The sequence below is a fragment of the Sphingomonas sp. LY54 genome (assembly GCF_035594035.1).
GTDB lineage: Bacteria > Pseudomonadota > Alphaproteobacteria > Sphingomonadales > Sphingomonadaceae > Allosphingosinicella.
In genome coordinates this window covers 1,714,934-1,739,400 of the sequence record NZ_CP141588.1, presented here as the reverse complement: position 1 = coordinate 1,739,400, position 24,467 = coordinate 1,714,934, and the positions used below count along the sequence as shown (strand labels likewise).

At 63.7% G+C, this 24,467-nt stretch carries 27 protein-coding genes; 9 read left to right on the top strand and 18 right to left on the bottom strand.

Features of this window, described 5'->3' with window-relative positions; translation table 11 throughout:
- Positions 1 to 243: 243 nt before the first annotated feature.
- On the bottom strand, positions 244 to 489 hold the full coding sequence (locus SH591_RS08810) for a hypothetical protein (RefSeq protein WP_324748809.1): 246 nt from the start codon (positions 487 to 489) through the stop codon (positions 244 to 246).
- Positions 490 to 1,049: 560 nt separating this feature from the next.
- Between SH591_RS08810 and SH591_RS08805 the strand changes: the two genes are divergently transcribed.
- Positions 1,050 to 1,562, top strand: coding sequence for an HIT family protein (locus SH591_RS08805; protein WP_324748808.1), 513 nt, complete (start codon positions 1,050 to 1,052; stop codon positions 1,560 to 1,562).
- 230 nt (positions 1,563 to 1,792) lie between these two features.
- Entirely contained in the window at positions 1,793 to 2,665 is an 873-nt protein-coding gene (locus SH591_RS08800) for a nuclear transport factor 2 family protein (RefSeq protein ID WP_324748807.1), read from the top strand.
- Between the two features lie 118 nt (positions 2,666 to 2,783).
- Here SH591_RS08800 and SH591_RS08795 read toward each other — a convergent pair whose 3' ends face one another.
- The 4 genes from SH591_RS08795 to SH591_RS08780 all read right to left on the bottom strand — a co-directional run bounded on the left by SH591_RS08795 (position 2,784) and on the right by SH591_RS08780 (position 5,273).
- Positions 2,784 to 3,086: a hypothetical protein gene (locus tag SH591_RS08795; RefSeq protein WP_324748806.1), complete on the bottom strand. Its 303-nt coding sequence runs from the start codon at positions 3,084 to 3,086 to the stop codon at positions 2,784 to 2,786.
- A gap of 271 nt (positions 3,087 to 3,357) precedes the next feature.
- Complete coding sequence (locus tag SH591_RS08790; protein WP_324748805.1) at positions 3,358 to 3,936, bottom strand: hypothetical protein; 579 nt, start codon at positions 3,934 to 3,936, stop codon at positions 3,358 to 3,360.
- Between the two features lie 588 nt (positions 3,937 to 4,524).
- Positions 4,525 to 5,046, bottom strand: a complete 522-nt coding sequence (locus SH591_RS08785) for a thermonuclease family protein (RefSeq protein WP_324748804.1) — start codon at positions 5,044 to 5,046, stop codon at positions 4,525 to 4,527.
- Complete coding sequence (locus tag SH591_RS08780; RefSeq protein WP_324748803.1) at positions 5,043 to 5,273, bottom strand: helix-turn-helix domain-containing protein; 231 nt, start codon at positions 5,271 to 5,273, stop codon at positions 5,043 to 5,045. Before SH591_RS08780 ends, SH591_RS08785 begins: the two co-directional genes overlap by 4 nt.
- Before the next feature lie 268 nt (positions 5,274 to 5,541).
- On the opposite strand from SH591_RS08780, the gene SH591_RS08775 reads away from it, so the two are divergent.
- From SH591_RS08775 to SH591_RS08750, 6 genes are all read left to right on the top strand, one after another.
- Positions 5,542 to 6,060, top strand: a complete 519-nt coding sequence (locus tag SH591_RS08775) for a hypothetical protein (protein ID WP_324748802.1) — start codon at positions 5,542 to 5,544, stop codon at positions 6,058 to 6,060.
- Between the two features lie 70 nt (positions 6,061 to 6,130).
- Positions 6,131 to 6,634 (top strand): hypothetical protein, encoded by a 504-nt coding sequence (locus SH591_RS08770; RefSeq protein ID WP_324748801.1) that lies wholly within the window; start codon positions 6,131 to 6,133, stop codon positions 6,632 to 6,634.
- Between the two features lie 3 nt (positions 6,635 to 6,637).
- A complete protein-coding gene (locus SH591_RS08765; protein WP_324748800.1) occupies positions 6,638 to 6,898 on the top strand; it encodes a hypothetical protein in 261 nt (86 codons plus the stop codon).
- Positions 6,898 to 7,242 carry a hypothetical protein gene (locus SH591_RS08760; RefSeq protein ID WP_324748799.1) on the top strand — a complete coding sequence of 115 codons (345 nt, stop codon included), beginning with the start codon at positions 6,898 to 6,900 and terminating at the stop codon, positions 7,240 to 7,242. Before SH591_RS08765 ends, SH591_RS08760 begins: the two co-directional genes overlap by 1 nt.
- A gap of 115 nt (positions 7,243 to 7,357) precedes the next feature.
- Positions 7,358 to 7,795 (top strand): hypothetical protein, encoded by a 438-nt coding sequence (locus tag SH591_RS08755; RefSeq protein ID WP_324748798.1) that lies wholly within the window; start codon positions 7,358 to 7,360, stop codon positions 7,793 to 7,795.
- 393 nt (positions 7,796 to 8,188) lie between these two features.
- Entirely contained in the window at positions 8,189 to 8,812 is a 624-nt protein-coding gene (locus SH591_RS08750) for a Fic family protein (RefSeq protein ID WP_324748797.1), read from the top strand.
- A 451-nt stretch (positions 8,813 to 9,263) separates the two neighbouring features.
- Here the strand turns inward: SH591_RS08750 and SH591_RS08745 are convergent, their stop codons facing one another.
- From SH591_RS08745 to SH591_RS08725, 5 genes are read right to left on the bottom strand one after another with little or no spacing between them, the layout of a single operon-like run.
- The gene (locus SH591_RS08745) at positions 9,264 to 9,581 is read right to left on the bottom strand and encodes a hypothetical protein (protein ID WP_324748796.1); all 318 of its coding nucleotides are present in this window, start codon (positions 9,579 to 9,581) and stop codon (positions 9,264 to 9,266) included.
- Between the two features lie 32 nt (positions 9,582 to 9,613).
- The gene (locus SH591_RS08740) at positions 9,614 to 14,752 is read right to left on the bottom strand and encodes a hypothetical protein (protein ID WP_324748795.1); all 5,139 of its coding nucleotides are present in this window, start codon (positions 14,750 to 14,752) and stop codon (positions 9,614 to 9,616) included.
- Positions 14,749 to 15,906 carry a hypothetical protein gene (locus SH591_RS08735; protein WP_324748794.1) on the bottom strand — a complete coding sequence of 386 codons (1,158 nt, stop codon included), beginning with the start codon at positions 15,904 to 15,906 and terminating at the stop codon, positions 14,749 to 14,751. Before SH591_RS08735 ends, SH591_RS08740 begins: the two co-directional genes overlap by 4 nt.
- Entirely contained in the window at positions 15,906 to 16,382 is a 477-nt protein-coding gene (locus SH591_RS08730; RefSeq protein WP_324748793.1) for a hypothetical protein, read from the bottom strand. Before SH591_RS08730 ends, SH591_RS08735 begins: the two co-directional genes overlap by 1 nt.
- Entirely contained in the window at positions 16,382 to 16,531 is a 150-nt protein-coding gene (locus SH591_RS08725) for a ribbon-helix-helix protein, CopG family (protein ID WP_324748792.1), read from the bottom strand. The genes SH591_RS08730 and SH591_RS08725 overlap by 1 nt, the downstream gene beginning before the upstream one ends.
- Positions 16,532 to 16,851: 320 nt before the next feature.
- On the opposite strand from SH591_RS08725, the gene SH591_RS08720 reads away from it, so the two are divergent.
- Entirely contained in the window at positions 16,852 to 17,946 is a 1,095-nt protein-coding gene (locus tag SH591_RS08720; protein WP_324748791.1) for an acyltransferase family protein, read from the top strand.
- A gap of 52 nt (positions 17,947 to 17,998) precedes the next feature.
- Here SH591_RS08720 and SH591_RS08715 read toward each other — a convergent pair whose 3' ends face one another.
- The 8 genes from SH591_RS08715 to SH591_RS08680 form a co-directional block, all read right to left on the bottom strand.
- The gene (locus tag SH591_RS08715; RefSeq protein ID WP_324748790.1) at positions 17,999 to 20,446 is read right to left on the bottom strand and encodes a hypothetical protein; all 2,448 of its coding nucleotides are present in this window, start codon (positions 20,444 to 20,446) and stop codon (positions 17,999 to 18,001) included.
- Positions 20,446 to 20,733 (bottom strand): hypothetical protein, encoded by a 288-nt coding sequence (locus tag SH591_RS08710; RefSeq protein ID WP_324748789.1) that lies wholly within the window; start codon positions 20,731 to 20,733, stop codon positions 20,446 to 20,448. Before SH591_RS08710 ends, SH591_RS08715 begins: the two co-directional genes overlap by 1 nt.
- Before the next feature lie 827 nt (positions 20,734 to 21,560).
- Positions 21,561 to 21,974, bottom strand: coding sequence for a hypothetical protein (locus SH591_RS08705; protein ID WP_324748788.1), 414 nt, complete (start codon positions 21,972 to 21,974; stop codon positions 21,561 to 21,563).
- On the bottom strand, positions 21,971 to 22,864 hold the full coding sequence (locus SH591_RS08700; RefSeq protein WP_324748787.1) for a hypothetical protein: 894 nt from the start codon (positions 22,862 to 22,864) through the stop codon (positions 21,971 to 21,973). The genes SH591_RS08705 and SH591_RS08700 overlap by 4 nt, the downstream gene beginning before the upstream one ends.
- Entirely contained in the window at positions 22,861 to 23,064 is a 204-nt protein-coding gene (locus SH591_RS08695; RefSeq protein ID WP_324748786.1) for a hypothetical protein, read from the bottom strand. The genes SH591_RS08700 and SH591_RS08695 overlap by 4 nt, the downstream gene beginning before the upstream one ends.
- On the bottom strand, positions 23,061 to 23,246 hold the full coding sequence (locus tag SH591_RS08690; protein ID WP_324748785.1) for a hypothetical protein: 186 nt from the start codon (positions 23,244 to 23,246) through the stop codon (positions 23,061 to 23,063). Before SH591_RS08690 ends, SH591_RS08695 begins: the two co-directional genes overlap by 4 nt.
- Before the next feature lie 216 nt (positions 23,247 to 23,462).
- Positions 23,463 to 23,651 (bottom strand): excisionase, encoded by a 189-nt coding sequence (locus SH591_RS08685; RefSeq protein WP_324748784.1) that lies wholly within the window; start codon positions 23,649 to 23,651, stop codon positions 23,463 to 23,465.
- A gap of 119 nt (positions 23,652 to 23,770) precedes the next feature.
- Positions 23,771 to 24,457, bottom strand: a complete 687-nt coding sequence (locus SH591_RS08680) for a hypothetical protein (RefSeq protein WP_324748783.1) — start codon at positions 24,455 to 24,457, stop codon at positions 23,771 to 23,773.
- Positions 24,458 to 24,467: the final 10 nt, after the last annotated feature.

The following is a 24,467-nucleotide window of genomic DNA, read 5'->3' as shown; positions in this document are numbered from 1 at the left end:
ATCGAAGTCGAGGGCAGCGAGATGGGACACATTTCCTCTCTCCGCCGGGCTAATATGCCGCGCTGACTGCAATGACGGACGCCAAGTCTCGAGTAGAATGACAGCGCTCGCTGTGAATTTCTTCCAATGAGCGCCTCAGGGATGTGTGCCGTGCCGAGCGGCATCTTCTGGACATCCTCGTCCTAGCCTCGCCCATGATCGTTTGATGCTAAGGGCGGCTTAGCGCTTCCGTCAACGCACCCTTCAATCTCCCGGCGCCTCGTCATACGCGGTTGCCTCTCGGGTCACCTCGTGCTTGGCGATTTCGAGCTTTGCGGCGAGGAAGTCGGCCAGCGACCGTCGAGCAAATCGGTGCTTGGCGTCATCCGCATATTCGTCCTTCCTCGTCCACAGGTCGCGGATCATGTGCGGGTGCTTCTGGCCTGCGACGGCGAGCCAGATCGCTAGGGTGTGGGCGACCTCATCGCGCGTCAGAGTGATTCTCTGCATATTGAGAACATAGCCAGAACAAGGCGGCGATGGCTAGTGGCCGGCCATCCGTTAGCGCGGTTTTAGCGCGCGCGTGCCCGGTCGAGAGCGACCTCGGAGAGTAGACGTTCAGCTCCAAGGCGAGGTCGAGTGAGGAGCGCGGCACTGGGTTGGGGGGATGCCGCGCTCCGACACTACTCATCCTGGTGGACGCGCCCACTTTAGCGCACGGGTCTTAGAACGTCGTAAACCCGTTTCAGCTCAACGTGTTGGGGGCGGCGGGGCTGCGGGTAACGTCTCAACAGGCGCCGTCGACGAGGGGTTGGGCGCGTCGCCCGCTCGCCACCAATAAAGCACAGCCGCACCCAGCATTAAGAGGAAGATCAGCAGCAAAACAACGCTGCGGCGGGCGGATGGCTTCCAAGGCGGTCGCATGCGGCTTGCCCAGTCTTTGCGGCTAAACGAACCGGTTCGGGCGGGGTTGCCATTCGTACCCGTTAGCGATCGTAAGTCCGCTTTCGACCCATTGCGGACATTGGCGGCTCGTGGGAGTGTGCAGGGGGTTTCTGAGGGGGGAGGTGATGGCTATGCACGCGCTCTTAGTGGGACTGGCAGCAGTCACTCCAGCGCAGGCAGGCGCGCCGCCACCAGAGACAGCACCCACGCCAGCTTTGCGCTGTCCGCTCAACCAGCCGTATCAACAGAACAACCCTTTCGCCCGCATCCTTCGCGGTGAGTTGCCGGCATCCCGGGTTTACGAAGATTCTCAGGTGATCGTCCTGCTGCCGCTGGAGTGGGATCATCCTGGGCATGCGCTCGTCATCCCGAAGCGGCCCGTGCGGAGCCTGTTCGACATGACGCCGGCCGAGATGGGGCATGCTCTCTTTATCGCCCGGCAAGTCGGTGCCGCTCAGCAGCGTGCCCTTGGTTCGACCGGCTTCTCGATCGAGCAGAATAATGCGCGCAGCCAGCACGTCTGCCACGTCCACTTTCACGTTGTCCCAAACACGCCACGCGCAACACAAGATCCGGTGCCGAGGGAGGAACTCGACCGTATGGCCGAGCGCCTGCGCACCGCATTTCGCGGACAGTAGTCGGTAGCTTTTCCGCGCGGCGCAACGTCGGCTTTCGACCCATTCCGGCCGTTCCGCTTGGCCAACCGCCCGATTGGATGTGAATGTCTGACAAGGGTGGAAAGCGGACATTCGAGAACAGGATGCGCGGCAGACGCAAACGGTTAGACCGGCGCGCCGTGTTCCCGTAGCTTGCTAAGAGGTGGCTGCGTCGGGGCGCGGCAGATGATTTGAACGAAGGGGGATCAAGTATGCTCGCCGCGCTGCTGCTAGTGGCTTGGACCGGTGTCCAGCCGAGCGATCATCTTTCGCTGCCCGCGCCTTCCGCCACTTCTTCGTCATTGCCTTCTGAAGCGGAAACCGAGGCTTTTCTGAGGCGCAGCGCTGAGCAGTGGGCGGCCAGTGACCGAGAGGCGATGGCCCGGTTCCTCGCAGAAGACTATGTCGGCGTCGCTTCGAATGGGGAGATCCGCAACAGGGTGCGACAGCTCCAGTTGGCAGCCGAACCATCACCTTACCCGGTTACGCGCGTCGACTATGTCCGTTTCCACCACCACGGACCACTTGTGATTGCGCAAGGGGCCGAAACGCTGACACCTGGCGATGGCGGGCCAGACAGGCGCCTCATCTGGACCGACACGTGGCTGTTCCGGCAAGGACGTTGGCAGGTCGTGGCATCCCAAGACTCGGTGCGCCCAGCAGAAGGGCATGACGAGGAACGGGCAGCAATCCTTGCATTGCGAGCTGATAACAATCGCTCAATCGCCGCGCAGGACGTGGAGGGCATCATGCGGATCGCTGCCCCCGATTACGTTCTCGTGTCCGGAGGAGGCACCATTGTTCGCAGCGCCGCTCAAATGCGCAGCCTGTGGGCGAGCGACCCGCAGCGCTGCACGCGAACGCCACGGCGGGTGGACGTGGGGGCGGTGGAGAACCGGTTACGTGCTGCTGAATCGGGCGAGTGGCGCTGCGACGACGGGCGCGCTGGAGCGGTCGTCAACGGCAGTTACTTTGCGCATTGGACGAAGGTCGCCGGCGAGTGGCGGGTCGTCTCCGACACTTATGTGAGCCTCGGCTGCCGAGCAGAAGGCTGCGGCGACCAGCGCGAGAATGCCACCCGCTGAACGTCCGCTTTGGGTCGTTTGCAGCCATTCGCGGGCGGGATAAACGGACAGCTGCTTTCGGGCATCCGGCTGATGACTTCCTGCGCCCGACTTGGGTCGTTTGCGGTGCAGACCTTCTTTAGAACTGCCCTAGGCTTCGGTAGATTGACGGCAACACAAAGCTCATTTCGGCCGCCGCTAGCAGCAAGAGTAGTGCCGCGATGTCGTGTGTCCTGCTGAAGAGCGACCCGCGAAACAGCAATATCGCTATGAGCGTGGGGAGCGCCGCTGCGGCTAGCTGGAAGAATTTCAATTCGATTGGAATGTTATCCATCCAGAATGAAGGATAGAGCAGGGCGTAGCTGACGAAGAACAGGGCTAGCGCTGCCGTCGGCACAAATGCGACCCAGAGACCGGCTCGAATTGCGCCCATCATCCCCATGACCTCACTTATCCCAAATCCATCCGCGAGCCGCCTCAGGCGAAAGCGGGTCGCTTTACGTGTGTTGGCCGTACCAAGTTCGGACAGCCCTGGCGGAGCGCTTGCCGCGACTCGCGATCCATGATGCTGTGCAAAGGCGGACCCGCACCTTGGTCCGCACTCTCGGAGCGGGAGGGCCGATCCCCACCGTTGACGCATCGCGGTGGGGATCGTTTCGCAAGGGCGATCGCCTCATGACGCGCTAGTCAACGTCGCCGCCCGCCGCGGCTCATCAGTTAGCCGCAAGCTGCGTCCCGGGCTTTGCGTGGACCCGTCGCCTCCCTAGCAGCGCGCGCAAAAATCGGCGGACGCGTCCGATCAACAACATGGCGGCAGTTAAGAGCGCCGTGAGCCCAATAAGCCATCCCTTCGCCAGACCGAGAACCGGAGACGTCTCGTTCAGCCAGTCGGTCATCCCGGCCCAGAACCCGACGGTCACAGCCACGGATTGGGTCTGCGGCGGATAGACCTGGAGTTGCTCGATGCACCGGCCGTTGACGTAGGCCTTGATCCGCAGATCGACTGTAAGCCGGAGATTGCCCTTGCGCCTCGGCGTGACCTGCCAATCCCACGTCTCGATGGAACTCGCTCCGAGATTTTTGTCAACCGGTCCGGCTGGCGCGACCTCAAACCCGGATCCGAATAGTCGAGCAGACATACAGCGGCCCACCCCAACCGGAAACACAAGCGGCGGTGAAGCCAAACCGCTGGGTCCAGTTACAACCTCCAATGCCGGGAGTCCTTGGGCGGGCAGTGGATCCGCGGTCGAGGTGATCTCGAGTATCGCCGGGTAGCTGGTATCGCGCACCATCCGACTTTCGATATTCAGTTTGCCGCGGCCGATCCTAATTGCTCGTCGCTGTCTATTTAGCTCCTCGTCGGGCAGTGGGGCATCCGTCGCTATCAAACTCATGCCGCCTCCCAGTGCCATGTTCCGGCTCTCTAAGATAAGTGGGGCCTCGGCTGGTTCCAGCGCGGGTTGGATTGCAGGGCCAGGATCTGGAGCGCTTGGATCGGGCACAACCGGCGCAACCGAAGGCGGTAAATCGGGCTTGGAAGCCGTTGCCTGCGGCTCAGCCCCCTTTTGCCCTGAACGGCTGACGCTGAAGCCACGCACGGCACTCACGCCCCCACCAGCTATTGCGCCCCGGAGAGCCCCCCAGCGAGCCCTAGGTTCGCCGGTCGGGTTCACAATCTCATCGGGAGCGCTCGAAGTGGCGCAACCTCCGAGCAGCCATAGAGCCACGATCATAGCCAGCAATGCTTGCATTGCACCTCCGCGCCCGCAGACCGCACAGTACCATGCGCGAAATTCGGAGCATACTAACATGTCCAATGTGGACCTTTAGCGACCGATTTGCTTAATCCTCTCGTCCTGTTTGTACTTCCAGCCTGTTATTCAGGGTTGCCGGCACACCCCGTCCCCACCATAGCGCGACCAGCGCAGCGCATAGCCGCCCTTGACCATGGAGCAGGACAGATCCCCGACGCGCGGAGCGGAGCAGAAGGCGGCGGTTCGCTTGCCCTTCGCATTGCCGCCAGAGACGCAATAGAGGCGCGGCCCGTTGACCGCGACATGGCCAGTCGAGAGCACGCCTTTGGGACCGCCGAGGAGCCGCACCAGATAGTCGCGCGATTGAAGCCCGGATGCCTTTGGGCAAGGATGACCAGGCCGGCATGTCCCGTCTATTTCTTGCGCCGCAATGCCCTCCAGCCGCACGCGCGGCCCTTCGGCGCACCATATCGGCCCGTCGCCATCCCACACCGCCACAGGCGTGCAGGAGAAGCGCGTTCCGGTCGCGACAATGGGAACCGCGCCTGAGGCGACTGCGCTTTCCGCGCCGCCGCGATCGATCAGCAGGAAGCCAGCCAGCGCTGCAGCCGCAATCCCGACAGGAGCAGCGACGTTCAGGCGCATCAATCGCGCAGCCGAACGCCAGCACCGAGCCCATCGCCCGGCGGGATCAGCGCCACCCCGCCGCGCTCCAATTCCGCCTGCAGCTTCTCGACAGTCGAGCGCCTGGAATCGGCCCCGCGCTCAAATTCGCTGATTGTCATTGTCCGCACGCCAGTCGCCTTCGCCAGATCGGCAAGGGACAAGTTCAGAGCCGCGCGAGCCATGCGGCATTGTTCTGGGGTCATCAACATGCAACCGATAATAAATAGCTTACACCCGCTTGACAACCCCGCTCATAGCGCTATTTTGTAGCGGTCGCAGAGGCGCAAAGCCCGGACGGCCCGAGGTGGCGGATTAGGCCCCGCCAGCCCCGGACCTAACCACAGCATGGGGAGACCACGCTATGACTATCAAACAGCTTACCACACTTCCGGCGAGCGTCGATTGGCGCGTCGCCGGGCCGCTCGGCTTCTATGCCGCGCTCGTCGCGCTTGTCGCCCTCCTGGCGGGAGAGTGACCATGGAGACCACCACCCCCAACCGCCGCGAACTGCTGACCGCAGGGACCGTGATCGGCGCAGGTGCAGCCGTTGCCGCTGTTGTCGGCGGCACGATCCTCGCCACCGCCGCGCAAGGCGCATCGACCAGCGTATGGGCGGATGCACTCGCCGCGTATCGCCAAGCCGATGACGAAATGGACGCGTGGGCCAAGGGGCCGCAGCAGCGGGCCTATGACGCGTTCGAGGCCATCGAGAAGAAGCATCCCCGGCCGCGTTTGGTCGATGAGCTTCCCGCCGACCAGCGCGCCGAACTGGCCGCCGCGCACGATGCCTATGCGCCCTATGAGCAACGGTTCGACGAACTGGCCGGTGCCCGCAGCCTCGCATTGGAGGCGCTGCTGTTAACCCCCGCACCCGCCGTGGCCGCGCTCACCGTTAAGCTGGAGCTCTGGCGGGAGAATGACGTCGGCATGTGGGTCGATTGCGAGCCGATGTTCGACGCGATCATCACCGACACAAAGCGCCTTAGCGCGGCTTGATCGAACGGCTCCGGGGAAGGTTGCACCCGACCCCGGAGCCTCACCACCACCGTCTTTCTGGAGACAGGTCATGGCTACCAACACGTATAAGGCAAACCGCGCACAGATCGAAGCCCTTGCCGCTCCGATCCCGCAGACGTGGGAGTATATCTGGAGCGAGTATCAGGACATCAAGCGGGAGGCCGACGAACTGGACGCCCGCTGCCAGGCCCTTGAGGCAACGGTCGACGAGGCCGCTGCCAAGCGGATCGGCACCCGCCCCGTAGGCGCGGCGCGGGATGTCGTGCAGCGCTGGCTTCGCCAGCGCGATGCGATTGCTCAGGAGGTCGCGCCCGAGTTGAAGGGGCTGCAGCACCAGTTTGATGAGATAAACGACTTCACCTACTCGCTGGAAAAGCTGCTGATCGCGACGCCCGCGCCCGACAGCGGCGCCCTTCTCTTCAAGCTGAATTTGCTTTGGAGCACCGAGGCCGAGGTCGAGGGGGACGACCGTTCCCACGGCGACAGCCTGCCGATCGAGCAAATCCGCGCGACGTTGATGGACGCCCGCCGCCTCTTGAGCGGGGAGGCTTGAGCCATGATCGCCTACCGCACCAATTACGTCACGCCGCCCCGGCTTCGCACCGGCCACGAACAACATGGCCCCGTCGCCCGCGACCTGTTGCGGGAGATCAACTTGGCCATCCGGGCTCGCGGCATAAGCGCCACCGAGCTCGGCCAGCGCGCGCTCAATGATCCGATGTTCGTTCACGACTTGCGGAACGGGCGACGGCCAAGGCGAGGCACCCGCGAGAAGGTCTTGGCCTATCTCCGTCAGCTTGGCGAGGGGAGGGCGTGATGGCGACGAAAGCCCATCAAGACACGCCGCTTGACGCGCTGCTGGCGGCGATCCCGAGCCTTCCGCGGCCCGTGTTAGCCCGGCTAGTCGCGCGATCCATCGAGCGCATGGACGAGATGGACGGCGACCCGGACCTTGAGGACGACGATCCGGCCGGCGGCAATGTCTTGGACGAACCCCACGACCAAGAAGCTGATGATGAGCGCGAACAGATGCTCAACGATGTGCCGTGTTTGCCGGTCTATGCGATCGAGCCCGACCTGGAAACAGGCGAGCGCCGGTTTCTCGGCATGAGCAACCTGTCGCCCAACTTCGTCGCAGCGACGATGCCCGCCAGCGCCTGACGCGACCCGAGGGGCGGCAGTGCGATTGCCGTCCTTCCAGCCGCAGCAGCGGACGGCCCGAGCAGGGATTGGCGCCCTGCCCGAGCCCATCACCCCGGACCCGAGAGGAACCGACATGACGACCGAAACAGATAGCACGAGCCGTCAGAATTGGGAGTTGGCAAAGGCTCGCTTTCTCATCCTCGCTTCATTGGTGAGCGCGGACGAGCACGACGGGCCGCTCGGCCAGGCCAACTTGGACGCGAGCGAGGCACTTGACGATTTGGGCTACAAGCCGAGCGCCGAGACCCGCGCAGCCTTCGCCGCCGCCAGCGACGCGGAACAGGCGGCGCTGCTGCACCACATGGAGACGGTCTACAGCCCGGCCCGCGCCGCCGCACAGGCCCTGTTCGAGGCGCTCGCACCGGACGCCGACGCGGTCGCCTACAAAGCGGAAATGCTGGAGAGCCGGTGGGAAGTGTGCGGCCATACAGGCGAGCCCGACGCCTTCGCCGTTATCTCGGCTGACGCGCAGCGGCTGCTCGAAGGCCACAGCCGCCCGGCAGGAGCGTGAGGCCATGGATACCCGCCAGCACGCGGAGGCTTCGGCCTCCCTCACCCCTCGCCAAGCTTTTGCGATCCGGTTCGCCACTTGGGCGCTGATCGTCGGGGCGACCGCTCTAGCCGCTAGCATGGGAGGCTGACATGACCACGGCAATAGAGATGATCGGGGCCTACCAGCCGCACTCCGCAGTCTGGGCCTTCTGGATGTCGGCGGACGGCTGATGGTCGGGCGCCCAACGAGGCGTGAATGAAACGGGATCAGAGACCGCGGAAAGGGTCAATCGGACAAGTCCAGAGAACCTCCCTCGCCAGCTTGAAAGCGATGAAAATGAAGAGCGTTGGCAGGAAGGCCTGTGGAAGGTAGCTAAGCAAAAGCCGCCACCGGAGCCTGATGGGAGCTAGCGTGCTTATATTCGAGATTGTTGGGACGGAAAATCACGCCGCCTATCAAGAGCTGACCATCGCCAACCTCGACCGGCAGTACAATCTACTGCGATCGCTAGTTATAGCATCCATGTCGGTTAACCGCCCGCTGCTATCCGCAGAGGTTCTGAAGTCCCTCAACTACCATGCCATTACCTGCCTTCACGGAAGCGCAGGGCAATGGAGGCCGTGCAAGGTGACGGTCGGCGACTACGTGCCGCCCGCATTCCATCAGGTCCCTGGCCTCATGCACATGTTCATTGATGAGGTGAACAGATTTTGGGAGCAGGCTGACGCTGTGTATCTAGCGACCTGGGTGCTTTGGCGGCTCAACCACATCCATCCATTCGTGAACGGGAATGGGCGCACAGCCAGAGCGGTCTGTTACTTCGTGCTGTGCCTCAAGCTTGGTGGGTGGATGGATAGCGATGTCCTGCTTCCAGAACTTCTGAGAGCCCATCGTGATGAGTATGTCGCCGCCCTAAAGCACGCGGACGCGACGTTTGCGTCTGGCGGCTTAGACCTGGGTCCGCTTCACGCGCTCGTCACGCGGCTGTTGCAAGAGTCATTGAGGAATGGAGGCGACGAGGCTCCCGTCGCCTAACCTATCACCCCTCAAGCTTCTCCAGCGCGCACTCTACTTGGTCGCGCGTGATAGAGCTGTCGGACGGCAGATTTCCATAAATGAAAGAAACCCGCTGCCTGCGCAGCTGCTCGCGGGAGATTTTCGTGTGCACAGCGGCGGAGAGCCGCGCGAGCAGCTTAGGATCAGTTTTGATTTCCGTCGTTGGCATAGCGGCCTCTCTGTCACACTGTGGGCTCAGCGTGGTTTCAAACGGGTAAACGCCTCGCAGGGCGCGCCGGGTTCCGGCTCCCGAGTCAACCTAATGGTTGTAGCACGGCTGACTCCCCCATGGGAATCCCGTGCTACAAAATTGCCACCTTTTTAGGGCCTGACAAAACTCCACCGTCGCGACAGCCAGTCAAGCAGCCAGAAGGGTTAAGGCGTTTTCAGGGGTGCAGGGCCACTTTACCGGCCGGGCGCTGTACGGGCCTTAGTTGCCTCGTAGCTGGGGAGGGAAAACCCCCGCTTTGAACAACCGCCAGCTAGGGGGACGCGGCGGTGCACCGTAGCCCTTCGGAACATAGCGCAGAGTTCCGCCAAGCGCGGCCGGAAGTGCGACAACCGCCGCAACCAGCGCAGCCATGGCTTGACCCACGTCCCAGCCGACCAGCCCGGCCGTCAGCACCAAAGGAACAAAAACAGCAAGGAAGGCAACGAAAGCCGATGCGCAGAGAAGAAGCAGCACCATGGCGCCAGCCACATAGAGCCGTCGATAATAGGTGAGCCAAGACGAAAGCCAGCTTGCCATGTGCCCCTGATACCATGAACGGGCGGACGTCGCTATTGGGCCAGCGTGAACCCGGGCGGAAGGGGCGGGAGGTTGGCTGCAGGCGGCACCACCGCCGGCGCATCGCCCCCGCCCCAATCCTCCGGATCCCCGAACATGTCGGCTCGAGCATCGGCCCGCGCGTCGCGCACGATCGCCTTAATCTCCTTGCGTTGCTCGGCCTCGCCGAGCCGCTTCCATTCCGGATCGGCCACCGCGGCGGCGACGTCGTCGCGAATGTAGCGCCCGGCCAGCTCCTGATATTGGCCGAACTCGGCATCGCTCAACTCGCGATCGCCGCCCATGCCGTCCGACAGCGACCGTTTGGGCCGCCCCATGCCCACGCCCGCATCAAGCATCGCCTTGGCGACCGGATCGTTCTTGTCCTTCCGCGTGTAGAAAGGAGAAGTGAGATTGGCGATGGGGCCAGCATCCTTCCGGATCGGCTGCCCAAAGGCGTCTCGCTGTTCCGGAAGGCCCTGCGAGAGGCCGGGGATGCGGGAGCGCACGCGGTTCGCGATCGATGCGCCCATGTCCCCGTTGACGACCGTCTGGCGTGCAACAGGGTCGATCGAACTGGCGACATGCGCCGAGATGGTGGGGACTAACGAGCCCGCCAGCCGGGAGACATAGGATTCACCGAAGCGGCTGGGATCGTCGAGCGCCTGGACGAGGTCGCTCATGCCCGACAACCACGTTTTGCTTTCGATTTGCGACAGGATGGAATCGATCAGCGCGACATGAGCCTCCCCCTTCTGCTTCTCCGTCAGATGCTCGTTATAGGTCGCCAGATCGGCCGCCATCCCCATCATGGTCGCGAACGGGTCGAGCCGGGAATAGCTGTAATAGGTGTCCCCGATCTTGACGCTGTAGGGCTGCCAGCCGCCGGCCATGAGCAGGCGACGGGTCGAAGGATCGGACGGCCCGCGCCCGGTGATCTTCCCATCTGCAGCGTACATCGTGACCATTGCGCCGATGCCACCGCCGAACGTGGCCCGAGCGACCGCCATGTCGCGACGGGCGCCGCCGGCCCGGTAATCGTCGCGAACCCGCTTGAGCGCGAGCTGAGCGCCCGGCGTCCGCTCCAGCGAATATTTGAACAGGTTAACCGGCGTGCGGATGAACGGGATAACCAGCTTGAGCACCGGAGCCGCCTCGGTCGCACGCGAAAGCGATTGGCCGACCGCGCCGAGCGGATTCTGAAATGTCATGTAGCGAGCGTAATCGAACGACTGTTCCAGCATATCGTCCGAAGGATTGGCCATCAGCTCCGCGATCCGGCGGCCGGCTTCCTCGCCCCTCAACCCTTCCATCCTGGCCTTGCGCGTGGCGAGACCAGCCAGCGACGAGCGCCGCGCCGTGGCCTTGAACAATTCATCTTCCGCCATCAGCAGGCGCGTCGGCGTGCGGATGATCGAGCCGGCCACGCCGGGGATGACCTTGTGCCGCCGCGCCTCGATCTTGGTGAGCGGGTCCGTGGGATCGCCCGTCTTCATCACCTTGGCGAAGGCGTGCAGGCCCTCTTTCGCGCCCTGAACCATGCCGATCGCGCGCGCCCCGACTTCGGAGAGCGTGACCCGTTCCGCCGTGGCCTTGTTGAAGGGCCGGCGCACCGCCCCGACACCCGCACCTATCAGGAACTCGGGCACCTGGCTAAGCTGGGTCGCCAAGTTGGAAACCGTGTTTACGACATGGGTTGAGATGCCCGACAGCAGCGCGTTGTAGTAATATTCCACGAAATAGTCTGACCAGCGCGGCTTGAGCGCGTCCTTCGCGAACTTGGCAACCTCGCCCGGGCCATGGCCCGTGTTCTGGAGCTCGATGATCCCTTGCGCGACCTGTTCAAGCCGGTCCCGGCCACCCGCGCCCTGGACGATCGATTCATGGATGCGCCCCCGGATCGCCTTGCTCTTGGCGTGGATCTTGAGGGACTGGAGAGCCCGGCCCGCCTCGGCCGTGGCCGCCGTCACCTTTTCATGGATCGCCGCCGTCCGCAGCAGGGCGGCATGGAAGGAAGCCAATTCCTCGTCAGAGGCGCCCGAGCCATACTTCTGCGCCATGTCCACTAGTTCGTCATAGGACTTGGCAAGGATGGTCCGGGCGGCAAGCGCTTCCTCAGCATTGAACGCCCGGCCCTTGCGCGCCTTGAGCAGGCTATCGACCGTCATCCCAAGTTCGCCGGCCAGCGCCTCGGTTTCGGCGTGCGTGATCTTGCCCCGCTTCGCAGCGTCGAAGCCGCCGACACGAGACTCGATGTTCTTCATGGCCCGTTCGATCGCGCGTGGCGTGTCCAGCTTCGACGTGTCGATATTGCCGACCCGAGCCCCGACCTTGGGCAAGTCCTCGTAGGCGGTTGCCGGAGGTTCATTGGCCTTCAGGTCATCCCGCCCGATCGGCTGGCCTATGTCGTCAGCCAGCGGGCGCCCTTCCTCGGCAGCCTGTTCGATCCCGAAGCGCGAAGCCTGAGCTTCGTTGAACCGCTCCAGTTCGTCCAGATCGTCGAGCTTGTAGGCGCGGTGCGTGCCCCGGTTCGTCTCGTCGAGCAGATCCAGAAATTCGTTGACCGTGGGCCGGTCTGAGTGATGCGGGAAGTAGCCCCGCTCCCATGCCCATTCTGCGGCGATGTCGAGCGAGCGGGCTTCGTCCCCGTCTCTGGCGATGATGCGCCCCAGCGTTCCCTCGCCGCGGACGAAGTCACGCCGCCGACCTATGCCCATGGCGGCAAGCTCGCCCCCTTCGTCGACCAGCCCCCAAGGCTGCGAGCGGATGTCCTCTATCAGGTCGAGCGGCCCGCGACGACGGCGACCGCTGGGAAGGGTCCGCATCGAAAGCTCGGCGCGTTCATCGGGAGCATTTAGCAGTGGGCGGGGGTCGCCCATGCGCTCGAACTCGTCCAGGCTTTCGACCGTGTTGGACGGAATAGGCGTCACGTCCTCCGGGCGCATCCCGCGCGCCACGGCTGCCAATTCCTCCGGCGTCGGCTGTTCGCCCATCGGACGGGTGCGGCCGAGCGGCACGTCGTCGGCCAGCTTGAAGCCCTCCGGGATCGGCGGAAGATCCTCGAGCCGGATATAGTCACGTTCGCGAGGAGCCGGCCCGGTGAGCGTCGGAACGTCGATGTCGGAAGCCATGGCCGCGAAGTTGTCACCGCCCGATCGCGCCGCGCCGCGCAAGCCGTTCATGCCTTCGACGAAGCGGCCGACGACTTCCGCCGCGCTTGCTTCATCCCAGCCGCCACGCTGGACCAGCGCCTCGGCCATGTGGTGCGGAATGTCGGCCGTGGAAACGCCGGCACGCTTCAGGTTCTCATATGTCTGCCCCATGCGGATAAAGCCCGCTTGAGCCGTGATGCTACCTTCCCCGCGAGCGACCGCGGCGAAATCTTCCGGGTCCACACGACGGGCGGCGACCGCTGCCATATAGGCCGACCAGTCCGGATCGTCGCCCAACTGCATATCGTTGTGGGCATCGAGCAGCACTTGGATGTCATCGGCTTGGGCGTCGGTTTCCCCAATCCCATAGACCAGCCGCTCTTGCTCCGGAGTGAGTTTGCCGAACTCGGCATCAAAGAGGCGAGTGCCCTCGTCCGCAATCCGAGGATTCGTGCTGTTTTGCATCCGGTCGAGAACTTCAAACCGCTTTGCGCCTTCCGGCCCGAGCGCCTGAACGAGCTTGTCGTTGTCCGACATCCCCTTTTCGGCGAGCAGTTGTTCCAGATCAGCGCGGGACGCCTGCCAGAGCCGGCCAACGGAGGGCTGCGCTGGGTCAGGAGCGGCGACCGATTCACGCGTAAGCGCCCGCGCGTCATGTGCCGCGTCCACAGCCCCTTGAGCCGTTCCCGGCCGATAGCCTGGCGCCCCCTGTGCCCCGTCCTGAACGATCGGCGCAGCCTCATAGGCCGCCTCGCGCGCCACCGGAGCGAGAGTGTCGGCAGACGGGGCCGTGGCGCCCGCCATGCGCCCGCGCAGGTTTTCGTAGCCCCGGCGGACGAGGGGAGCGGCAACGTCTATGCCCTTGCCGAGCGCATAGCCGCCGGCAGCGCCCATTCCGGCACCAAGCAGCGCGTTGGGGATGCGATCGACGATGTCCCCGCTGCCATCCCCCGCGCCGTACACGGCACCATAGGCAGCACCGACCTTGGCGAGCGCGTTGGGCGTTCGAGCGGCGGCGCCGAAAGGAATGAGCATGCCCGTGCCCAACTCAGTGGCGAAGGTGGCAACAGGATACCGTTCCCGATCATAGGCGTAGGCGCCCTCGAAGAAGTCGGTATTGCGGCCGAGCTGATCCCCGAAGCCGGAACCCTCCGGAATATCCCCCTTGATCCAATCGCGCGCGGTGCGGCCGAGGCCCTGAATCTCCGCGGCGAAGTTGCCCGTGAGCGCATTGGCCCCGGCCCGCATGATCGCGCCACCGCGACCCGTCCCGGTGTCGCGCGGAGCATTGTGACGATATTCGATATCCTCGCGGACCCCGAGCCCCTTGGTGCGCGCGTCCACGATCTCGCTGGCATTGTGAAGGGTGAAGCCGAAGCCCCCCACAAGGGCCTCGAGCTGTTCCGGCGTCGATTTGGGATCGCGCGCCAGCGCGTGCCACTTCGCTATCTGGTCTGGCCGCAGCTTCGACCGCACTTCGGGCGGCAGTTCATCCTTGAAGGCAATGCCCGCGTTCGTCCCTTGCACCAACGGAGCCTGCCCGGCATCGGCGGGCGGCAGCGGATCCGGATTGGGCTGGGCCTGTTCCGGCGTGATGACCTCCCAGCCGGGCGAAATGTCGGACTCCACCGTTTGAGCCGACATGTTCCGCTCGGTACGCGGGCCAACCTTGAAGGCGAAGTGGCTGTGATCCCCTTCGTCCAGACTTTCCAGCAGCTCAGCACCGCTGGCGAGGTAAGCGGCCTCAATGTCAGCATGGGACACGCCCTGCGCGCGGGCGATGTCAACCGCCCGCCCCCCACTGGAGGGGAGATGGTACGACTTCGCCGCGCCCCCGACGCGTTGGTTGCGGGCGGGATCGCGCACCGTGCTCGTGACCGCGCCGAACTCCCGGCCTAGCGCCACGGCCGGCTCAAGGTCGAACAGGTCAGGCGCAGGTGAGCGCCGACGCGACGGCTCCGACACGACCGACCAGCCGGGGGGAATATCGGAATTGCTCATTGAACAGGAACCCACCGGCCGCCGCGCCTGACCGCCTTCTGGCCGTTCGGCCCTTGAATGACGGTGCCTTCAGCCACGACGGCATTGCTGCCACCACCTCGGCCACGACCCCGACCGCGCCCACGGAGATCCTGCCCCCGCCGGCGATCGGCGCTGGACTGATCCTGGCCCCGCGTCCTGTCACGGCTGCCGATGTCCTGCCCGCGCTGGCGGTCGCGACTGCCAATGTCCTGTCCGCGTCGGCCGCGCGTGTCGGTCAAGTCCTGACCGCGGCGGGTGTTGGCAAGCTGGCCCTGACGATAATCGACCTGACTATCGACGTTGCGATCGTCGCGCTGATTGTCGATCTCGTCGTCCTCGATGTCCCATTCGAGCTTCCGGTCGTGCCGCAGCGCGGTCAGGAGGTCTTTCGTCTCCATCGCTTGGGTGCGGAGCGAACGGATCGTGTCGGGCGAATAGGCGCCGGGGAGCGTGTCGATCAGCGAGGGGTCTTGCCCGTACTGCTGATACATCGCGCGGGCCCGCTCTTTCGCCGCCTCGTAGCTCGCCTGATCGGTGACCGTAGCGAGTATTTCCAAAGCCTGATCGTTGGTCGCATCGACCGCATCCACTTCCAGTCTCGTCATTTTGGCGAGGTTGCCGCGGATTTGCTGGGCAGCAGCCGGATCCGCCTGAACCATCCGCCGCCATGCGCTTGAGCGCTCGAAGGCAGAGCGGGGAGGCGGAGCCGCAGCCCCCTGGGTTGCCGGGGTTGCTACCGAGCCGGCCGGAGAGGCGGGTCCCTGCGCCATCATGCCAAGCAGCGCGTTCTGAGGCGCGGGCTGTTCTGAATGAGCCTCCGCAGGAGCTGGCGACAGGGCATTGGGCGCGGCACCATCCCCGCCAAGCAAATACTCCGTGTGCGCGCTGCGAAATTCACCCGCCCGCTGGCGTTCGCCGCGCTGGTAGGTGGCATCGTCGAGCGCATAGAGCGATTGGGGTGACAAAGCCGACACCACCTGTCTCGCCTCTGGATCGTCGGGATTGCTCGACAGCCGCACCATCGCGCTTTGCAGATCATGGCGCTCTCGCATCGCGCGGCTGCGGTCGAAGCCTTGGTTGAAGGCGTCCGCAACATTGACGGGCCGAAGTACGTCCCAGCGAATCTCAACCATTACTCAGCCCTTTCCAAGGGCGGCGCCATTGCCTTTAGCCCCATGTTCGCCACCGCGAGGGAGTCCGGGTGCATGCCGCCCGAGAGATTGTTCAGCAGCGACAGCGCGTCGTCATCGCCTTCGTCAGCAAGGCGGGTCAGGAGGATCGCGCACTCGATATGCGCCATCTTCGACGCGTTTTCCGCTCCCCGGCCGCGAAGATCGAGCGCCTTGAGGTCGAGCAGACACGCGAGCCGGCGACGTTCGGCCCTGTCGCCAGTCGCCGCAGACATCCGAGCGAGTGCTTCGGCATGTTCGAGATAATCGCCGGCCGAGATGCGACCAGCGCTAAGGGCCGAGCCCAGCGCGTAGAGCAAGCCGACTTGGCACCGGAAGCTTCCCGCCATGGCGCGGGCACTGACCTCGGTGTCGGCCTGGCGGTCGCCGTCCAGAGCCCGCCTCAGCAAACCCTCTTCGACGAGATCTTGATCAGCCATCAGGCGGCGTCCTGCAGTTCGCGGCGCACCGCCTGCCGGATCAGCTCGGAAAGCGTCATTTTCTCTTCGCGGGCCTTGGCCTCTGCCTGAGCGACAAGTTCCTCATTTGCCCGAAAGCGAACGGTGGAATCATGGACCGAACGGCGCATCGATAACCTCCTCGATCGTAGTGGTATCCTGTTACCACAACACGCCTACGCGCGCAAGAAATGGGGGATCAAATGAGGGAGCGATCGGAGTGATGTTTGCGAAAGTGGCGGAATAGCAACGCTCACGCCGTCGAGTGCGGCGGAGTCCATGTCAGCCGAACCGCTTGTGATAAGGATTCGATCGACGGTCGGCGGTAGTGGGCTCCGACGACATAGACCGAGACTACATCCAGTTTGGACCAATCCCACTTTGGGCGGGCGTTGACCTATGTGAATCCGAGGAGCAATTTCCCCACTAAGCGAGGGAAGGAAGACTCCCGATGCAGTATATGCCGCAACTGGACGGCATTAGAGCGTTTGCCGTTGCAGCAGTGATGTTCGAACATTTTGGAGGCGAAGCGCTCAACCGCTTCGTTCCGATCGGAGCAGGCGCACTCGGCGTGAATCTGTTCTTCACGCTTAGCGGATTCCTGATCACCGGGCTTCTTCTTGGCGCCTTCACCGGCACCGAGCATAAGGCCATTGCCTGGCGCGACTTCTACGTCCGCCGCCTGCTCCGGCTGACGCCGATGCTATACATGGCCGTTGCTGCCCTGGCTGTTATGGGTATCGGTGCGATGGCCAGCACTTGGCACTGGCACGCCTTCTACGCCTCGAACTTTCTCGTCGCAGCTGGCGGCGACAAGACCGTGTTCTGGTCGCTTGCCGTTGAAGAGCAGTTTTACGTCTTGTGGCCGTTCGTTATCGCCTTCGCGCCTCGGCGTTGGCTCGTGCCGGTCTGTGCCGCCATGTTCCTCACCGCCGTCCTATGGAAGCTCAGCGGTCTCCTGTTCGGACTCTACAGACCCGCGGTGAACACCGCCCTCCTGGGCAATCTGGAGCCCCTGGCGGTCGGCTGTTTCCTTGCGATCGTTTCATTCCGCGGCGGCAAGCCGAACCAGCTCGAGTGGTTCACCCCATCTCGGCGGCGGACTTATTTCCATCTTGCCGCCGGAGCCTTCGTCTTCTCCGTCGTCGTCTCGCTGCCGGGACCGAACCCGCTGCGCTATCTGGTCATGGATGGCGCGATGGCGGTTGCCTACGGCTGGCTCGTTCTCAGTGCCGCAGCAGGCTTTCAGGGAACGCTGGGAACGATCCTGGTGCACCCCGCCGCCGTCTACACGGGCAAGATCTCCTACGGCCTCTACGTCGTCCACAATTGGACGCCCGACATCATTGAGAAGTTCGCCGGCCCACTCCCCAAATATATCGCGGGCCCGGCCTGTCTCCTGCTTACCTTCGTCGTCTGCGGACTGTCGTTCAAGCTGATCGAGACCCCGATCAGGAACCTCGGCCACAGGCTTCCGAAACCCGAGCTCGCGAGCCGCCCATGCACAGAAGCGACCTCTTCGCAGAAGCTGTCATCGTCCTCATGATCTGCGGCGCCGCCGCAATCACGGTGTTAGTCGCTCACCTGCAGGGCATGGTTTAGGCAGCCAAGCCCTGCAGATAGGCCCAGCCGGTTTTCAGCGCCTCGTCCATCTGTGTGGAATTGAGGTTGCCGAGACCGTAGAGGGCGAAGGCCAAATCCCCGCCCCAGAACTGACCAGCGGTCGAGCCGAGATCGCAGCCGATGGCGGTACGAACCCCGGTCGCCGGGTTCGAGAAGGCGAGCGCGCCCGAGCTAGTGGCAACCCCGTCCACCTGCCCGCTCACGCCTGGCGTGTTGACGAAGTTGGCGACCACGAGGACCCAGCCAGAAGTCCGGAGGTTGCTATTCGCGTCGGTGACGCCGCCACTCGAGCCCTTGCCATACCGGAACCGGCGCGTGCCCCCGTTTGGCAGCGAGCCAATCCAGCGCGCGTCCGAGGCGCCCGTGCCGCCATACCCAAAGGCCGTCCGCGTGTTGGTGAGGTCCGAGGCGCTATCGCGCATCAAGGCGACCATCCAACAAGGATCCGTTCCCGACGCCATGTTGGCGGGGTTTGCACCGCCGGCAGTGCGGAAAGCATCATCGACACCGTCGAAGCTGACAAAAGGCCCAGCGCACCCGATGCCCGAGGTATTGTACGTGGGGACCCCGAGCGCGGGGATGTTGTGCGTTCCGATGTCGCTCGCCCAGGCCGTGCAATTAGCTCCGGTCTTGGTGACGTTTGCGGCTTTCCACTTGCGGGTTGCCGATAGCGATGTTGCCAGCGCATCGACACTGAGCGCGTCGGCATCGTCGCTGACCTGGATCGTGAACGGAGTAGTGACTTGGCGAGGCGTCTGCCCGTACCAGTCCTGAAGGACGTTGATCGCAATCCCTGAGTTGCGCCGGTCTGCCACCCCTGCAGATCCGACAAGAATATTCCGCTTCGACGTGGCGAGCCTGTTGCCGTCCGTCGTGTTGAGCAAGGGCACCACCGCAGCCTCGGCGAAGCCGGACAGAGCGCCGATGACAGTTCCCGGCTTGGCGTAACGCTTCACAGTGTTGGAGCTCAGTGTCGGCACCGTCGCGGCAACTGAGACGCGGGTGCGCCACTGGTCGGTAATGCGGGCACCCTGTTTGGTCGAGGCCTCATGGATCGCACGCTCGTTCAGGAACTGCGGCACATGCGGCATCGGGCCTGCGTTGGTCAGGACCGTCTGCTCCATCGTGGCCCGGTCGGTGATGATCGAGATCGGGATGTCCAATGCGTCATGGAAATAGGACAGGTTGGCCGGGAGCGCGATCGGGTGGGTGCTAACCCCCGCCCTGGGGTCAGTCGCGCCCGAAGCCATTGCTTCCGCTATATCGGCAGCCGTGATCGTTTCAGTGACGCCCTCGCTCCAGTTGTTGTCCCACCATGCTTTCGACAGCGGGGGAACGCCTTCGAAGAAGATGCCCCACTGCGTGTCCTCGGTGTCGAGGCCGCGATATTTCGAATTGCCGACGAACGAGACACGGGTCGACAGCTTCGACGGGATGGCCGGCCCCTTGACCGCGACGCCGCCGACTGTCTGATAGGCATAGACTTCGCTGGCATCGTATGCGGGCCAATAGGCGCCCTCGGTGGGCCGCGCCGCCAGTCCGGCAGCGGCCGTCGCATAAGGGACCAGCAGCGGATCGAAGCCGAACTCGTTGGCCCGGCGCCCGTAGTTCACGGTCAGGCAGTTGATCTTCCAGCCCGACGAGCCGTGACCCCATCGCGGATGACGGTCCCGGTGCGAAAGGAACAGGCATTGAAGGTACATCGCCTGTTCCACCGGAGTCGCTGGCAGGCTGGGCGAGCCGACGCCGGGACCGAAGGCGTGGTTCGGATCACCGGGGCGGACGGTTGGGCCACCGACAGGATCTGCAAAGAGGCAGCGGAAGAACAGGAACTTCGAGAAGAGCCGGCTCGGATAGTTGATGTTCGGAAAGACGCTGACGCCGTTCTCGTCTGTGCCGCCGTAAAAGGCGCAGTTGACGAAAGCGACCTTCTCCATATTGGCCGCATAACCGCCGACGCCGGTTTCGACCTGGGCCGGATCACGGTTTTCCGTGCTGTCACCGATCGTCTCAGGCCCGGTCGTGACGAAGCTGGCGTGGCGAACCAGAACGCCAGGGGCCAGGACCCGCAACAACGTGATCGGACCCACGAAGGCGATCGGGCTGGGCGCCGTTTCGCAGGCGAAGATGATGTTCGGCTTCGTGACCGTGAAGCCCGATGTCAGATCGATCGTGCCGCCAACGGCAAATTGCAGGATCCGACCCGTCGTCGGCGCGGTGTTGAGGCCATTTTTTAACGAACCCGCAGTCGATGCGTCGGCCGTCAAAGATGTCACTGTATATACCGGCCAAGCCGGATCGGTGTAGCTCGGCGCACTCAGCGCCCGACGCGCCTCGAGGATCGCCGGAACCTGAATCGCGGGCGCGGCGGGACTTCGCTGAGTGACGAAGCCCAGCCCCATGCCCATCATCAACCCCGGCATCAGGCTTGCACCACCGCGATTTTGACTCCGGTGTCCACGCCAATATCAAGGAAGGTGTTGGCCGGTAGGCGGCACGACGTGCTGCCCGCGGCTGCTGTCGGGTTCTGACCGACTTTGTAATAGCACTCGGCGTCCGAGATGAGCCGCACAATCCGGGTAGAGGCATTGAGGGTCACTGACTGGATGGAGCTGGCCCCAATGGCTACGGCCTGGATCGCCAAAGGCGGATGCAGCGGGACAGGGGCAGTGCGTCCCGGCTCCCGATATTCTTCGATTTGCAGAGCCATCGCGGCCTCCTGTCGGGGTGATTGGTCGGGAGCCCTTGGCTCCGCATCCTCTCGCCCACTGAGGGCCGCTTCACGCTCGTAAGCGAATTATCGCCAACCAAGCGCGCCGACCTTGACACAAAACGGCGCAAATTTCAAGCCGCGGCGATGTCAGGTTTTGTAAGGTTCTCGGCCCTGTCGCTCTCGCGGAGATGCTACTGTAGCCCGCGCCAAGTGCCTGATTTAACGTAGGAAAAACTAGCTGACTTGTCTGTGCGATCGACGCCCCAAAAAAGGACCCAGCCATTGGCTTGCGCGACACTATTTCCCACTATTTTAGTGACGACGCGAAATGCCCGCCACGCTGTTTCCACGCTGTATTAACAGCGTGGGTGGGCTCAACGCTCGTTCAACGGTCGTTGCCCATTGGGTTGCCCGGATTGCCCGGCTGACTGGCCTCGGCAACCTGAACATTCCTTAACATCCGATCCTTTTTTAGGGCCTGACAAAATCCGTCGTGGTCATGCTCGAGCCCGCGGCCTCGAGCGCGCGTACTGCTCCTGAAACTCGCCCATCGACTTCAGGTTTTCTCAGGTTCCGCCCTTGCGCGTCACTGACTGTCACGCGCGATCGACGCCCGGAGGTGGACTGCAGAAAAGCGAATTTCCGCGCTTCCTGAACCTGATGCGTGATTTTGGCGCGCTCCCGATGTCAACATTTGTCAACATGCGCTGCCCCTGCGGGCGGGCTGGCAGAATGCTACGGCTCGCCCGGTCGCTTATTCGGCGCTGTATTATCAGCGTCGAGAAGCCGAGACGTGGACTCTAAAAAAGCGAAAATCCGCCATATTATGCCGCCTCCGCCACAAGAGCCGCCCGGGCCGATGCCCGGCGCTTGGCCTCCGCCTTGACGTGCGCCGCGACACTCTCACGCTCGCCGGCAGGGACAGCCTTCCAGACCACGGACGAAGCGCGGCTATGTCGGTTGGCGCGCCGTCCGTACTTCCGGACCCAGCCCATAGCGTAGAGCTCAGAGCAGCGAGCGCGGATCGAGCAGATTCCCCAGCCCAACCTCTCCGCGACTTCATCGCCCGTCAGTCCGGTTGGCGACGCCTGGATGAGATCGAAGCACCGCTCGCGAAGCATAGGCGCGGTTTCGGCCGCCAGCTTCGCCGCATCTTCCGAGGTGCCGCCCTGTTCCTTGAAACCCGGATGATTGGGGAACAGATCGAGAGTGTCATTGTCGTTCAGACCGCCAGTCATGCAGTGACCCTTTCAAGCTTGCGCTCCTCGGCCGCTGCGCGCGGAAGGGAGCAGGTGAGACGAAGGCGGGCTTGGACGTTCAGGGGCCCGCCGCTTTTGATGAACTTGGAGAAGGTGCCGCCGGGGATGTCCGCCTGTTCGGCGAGCCGGCTTTGGGCGCCACGGCCATAGGTGCCGAGATGGGCAAGCACGCGCTCCCGCAGCTCGTCGGCAGTCGGCGCCGACGAGATGACGTGAGGTTGTGGACAAATCCCGAAAGCAAGCGAGCGAGGCCCGCCGCCATTTTCACTCGGATTCAGATCAGAACCCGGTGATCCCCCTACATGGTTACCTATATGTGTTGCGACTATCGCCAATGAGGGCTTTGGAAAATTTGGCTGTTTCGCGTCAGGTGAAACGTTTTCATCTGCGATGACCGCAATAGAAAGTTTCCGTTCCTTTGCGATGGTCGCAAGTGAAACGTGTGTTTCATTTGCGGTTATCGCTAGCCTCTTTTTTCCTCTCGTCCCCGCATCGCCCGGCCGCCAGGTCAGATAATCGTGCGTGGCCGACGCGTTGGCGGTCGGAATGAAGGTAATGCGATATTCCCGCGCCATCCTCACCCCGCGGGGATAGTTCTTCGTCAGTTCGACGATCCCCCGCGCGCAAAGCTCGCCCACCGCGGCGGCGTTCGCCGCGAAGTTCTGACAGTCCAGGCCGTCCGCCAGATCGGCCGAGCTGAGCGCGATCGAGCCATTGTTGAAGCCGTTGTGCTTGAGGCACAGGACATGCAGCGCGGCTCGAGCGCGATATGACGCCGTCCGCCACGCGGGGCTTTTCAGGAGACAGTGTGGCAGCAGCAGGAACGAACCGCCGCGAGCGTCAGGCTTCTGCCCTTTGTACCTGCTCATGGCTCGCCACCATCGACGAGCGGAGGCAGGCCGGCGCGCTGCAGCAGCGTGTCCAGCCAGCCCCGCTGCGCATCCGTCAGTGGGGTTGGATCAACCGCGAGCTGCCCGAGGAAGCTCCCGGCCTTGCGCGTCAGCCGGCCGCCCTGGTTGAGCAGGGACAGGGCGGCATCGCGCGGCACGGTGAACGGTGCAACGCTCATTGCAGCACCGCCCCGGCGCTCTCCAGCGCCGCCCGTGCGTCCGCCTCCGATGGATAGGGCGCCAGCAGCGCTGCCAGCCGACTATCCCCCAGCCTCGGCTCCGTGAAGCGTACGGCCGGGTCGATCGCCGCGAACAGCAACCCTTTGTCGGGATGCTGCCCCGAGAGCATGCGGGCGCTCATGCCCAATGCTCCGGACGCTCGCGAAGCATAGACAGCACCATGTGCGCGCGCGGTATCGAGATACCATAGCGGGCCGCTAAAACTTGTGTCTGGGCCCAATATTCGCTATCAACGGGGAGTTCGCCGCCAAGCAAACAAACGGGAGCCGTCCAGCCCATTTCAGGCTGGCGGCTGTCTCGCTTTTCGGGCGAGTGCCTACAGAGGTTCGGCATGGGCTCACGCGGCGATCCGCTGCTCGGCGACACGCCTGGCGACGAGTGCCTTGATGCTGGCGACGGTGATCCGGGTTGCTCGACCGATCTTGATGGCTTCCAGCTCGCCGGCGCCGATCAACTCATAGCCCTTGGTGACGCCGACGCCGATGGCGGCAAATGCGTCCTTGGGCCTAACTGCTACAGGTTCCATTCTTCGTCTCCGCGTAACGGCTGGCTACGAACGCCAGCGACACGCAGAGAAATACCGGCGGCGAAGCGGGTAATCCCGTCCACGCTTCCGCGCGAAGTCTGGTTAACCATTTGGATCGACTAGGAAATATCTTTTTTCGCGAGCTCGCAGAAGGTCTTGAGCTGCTTGGACAGTGGAGCCAGCCGGGCGCGCTTGATAATCTCTGAATCCCCAACAGTGTCTGGGTCGTCCGGGTCGCCTAAGCCTTCTTCGATGACATATGATCGAACCGCAGTCTTGTCGGCGTGGCCTGGCATCCAACGGCGAAAGCTGCGCGGGTGATGTTCGGGAGCCAAGCGGGCGAGAGCTTTCCGCCACTTCCGGATTGTGCTTGCGGACACCCCCTCTAGCTCGTCCATGAAGGCTTCCGCGTCTCCTTTGTGGCCGCCATGCTGGCGGACGAACTCGTCAGCTACCTCGACCGCCCGTCGCATCCACAGCAGCTTCCGCTCAGTCGGCACCCCGCCTTGAGCCGACCCCGTCTTCCTGAGCCCATCAGGGATTATTCCGCGATCTAACTCCGTGAGGGCGAGCGTGAGGGTTTCCAAGGGCTGCTGGAACATCAGCGTGCCTGAGAGGAAGCGCAGCACGGCCAGCCATTGATCCCGTTCCCTCATGTCGGTCGCAGGATAGGCGGCATCCAAGTGCCGACTTGCCGCGAACGCCGTGTAGCCGATCGCCTCTTGTGCCAACGCCAGAGCGGCGGGGCTGCCCTCGGGCTCCATATCGGCTGCCGCGATGCGCTCGGCAGCAAGATCGAGATACATTCTGGCCCGC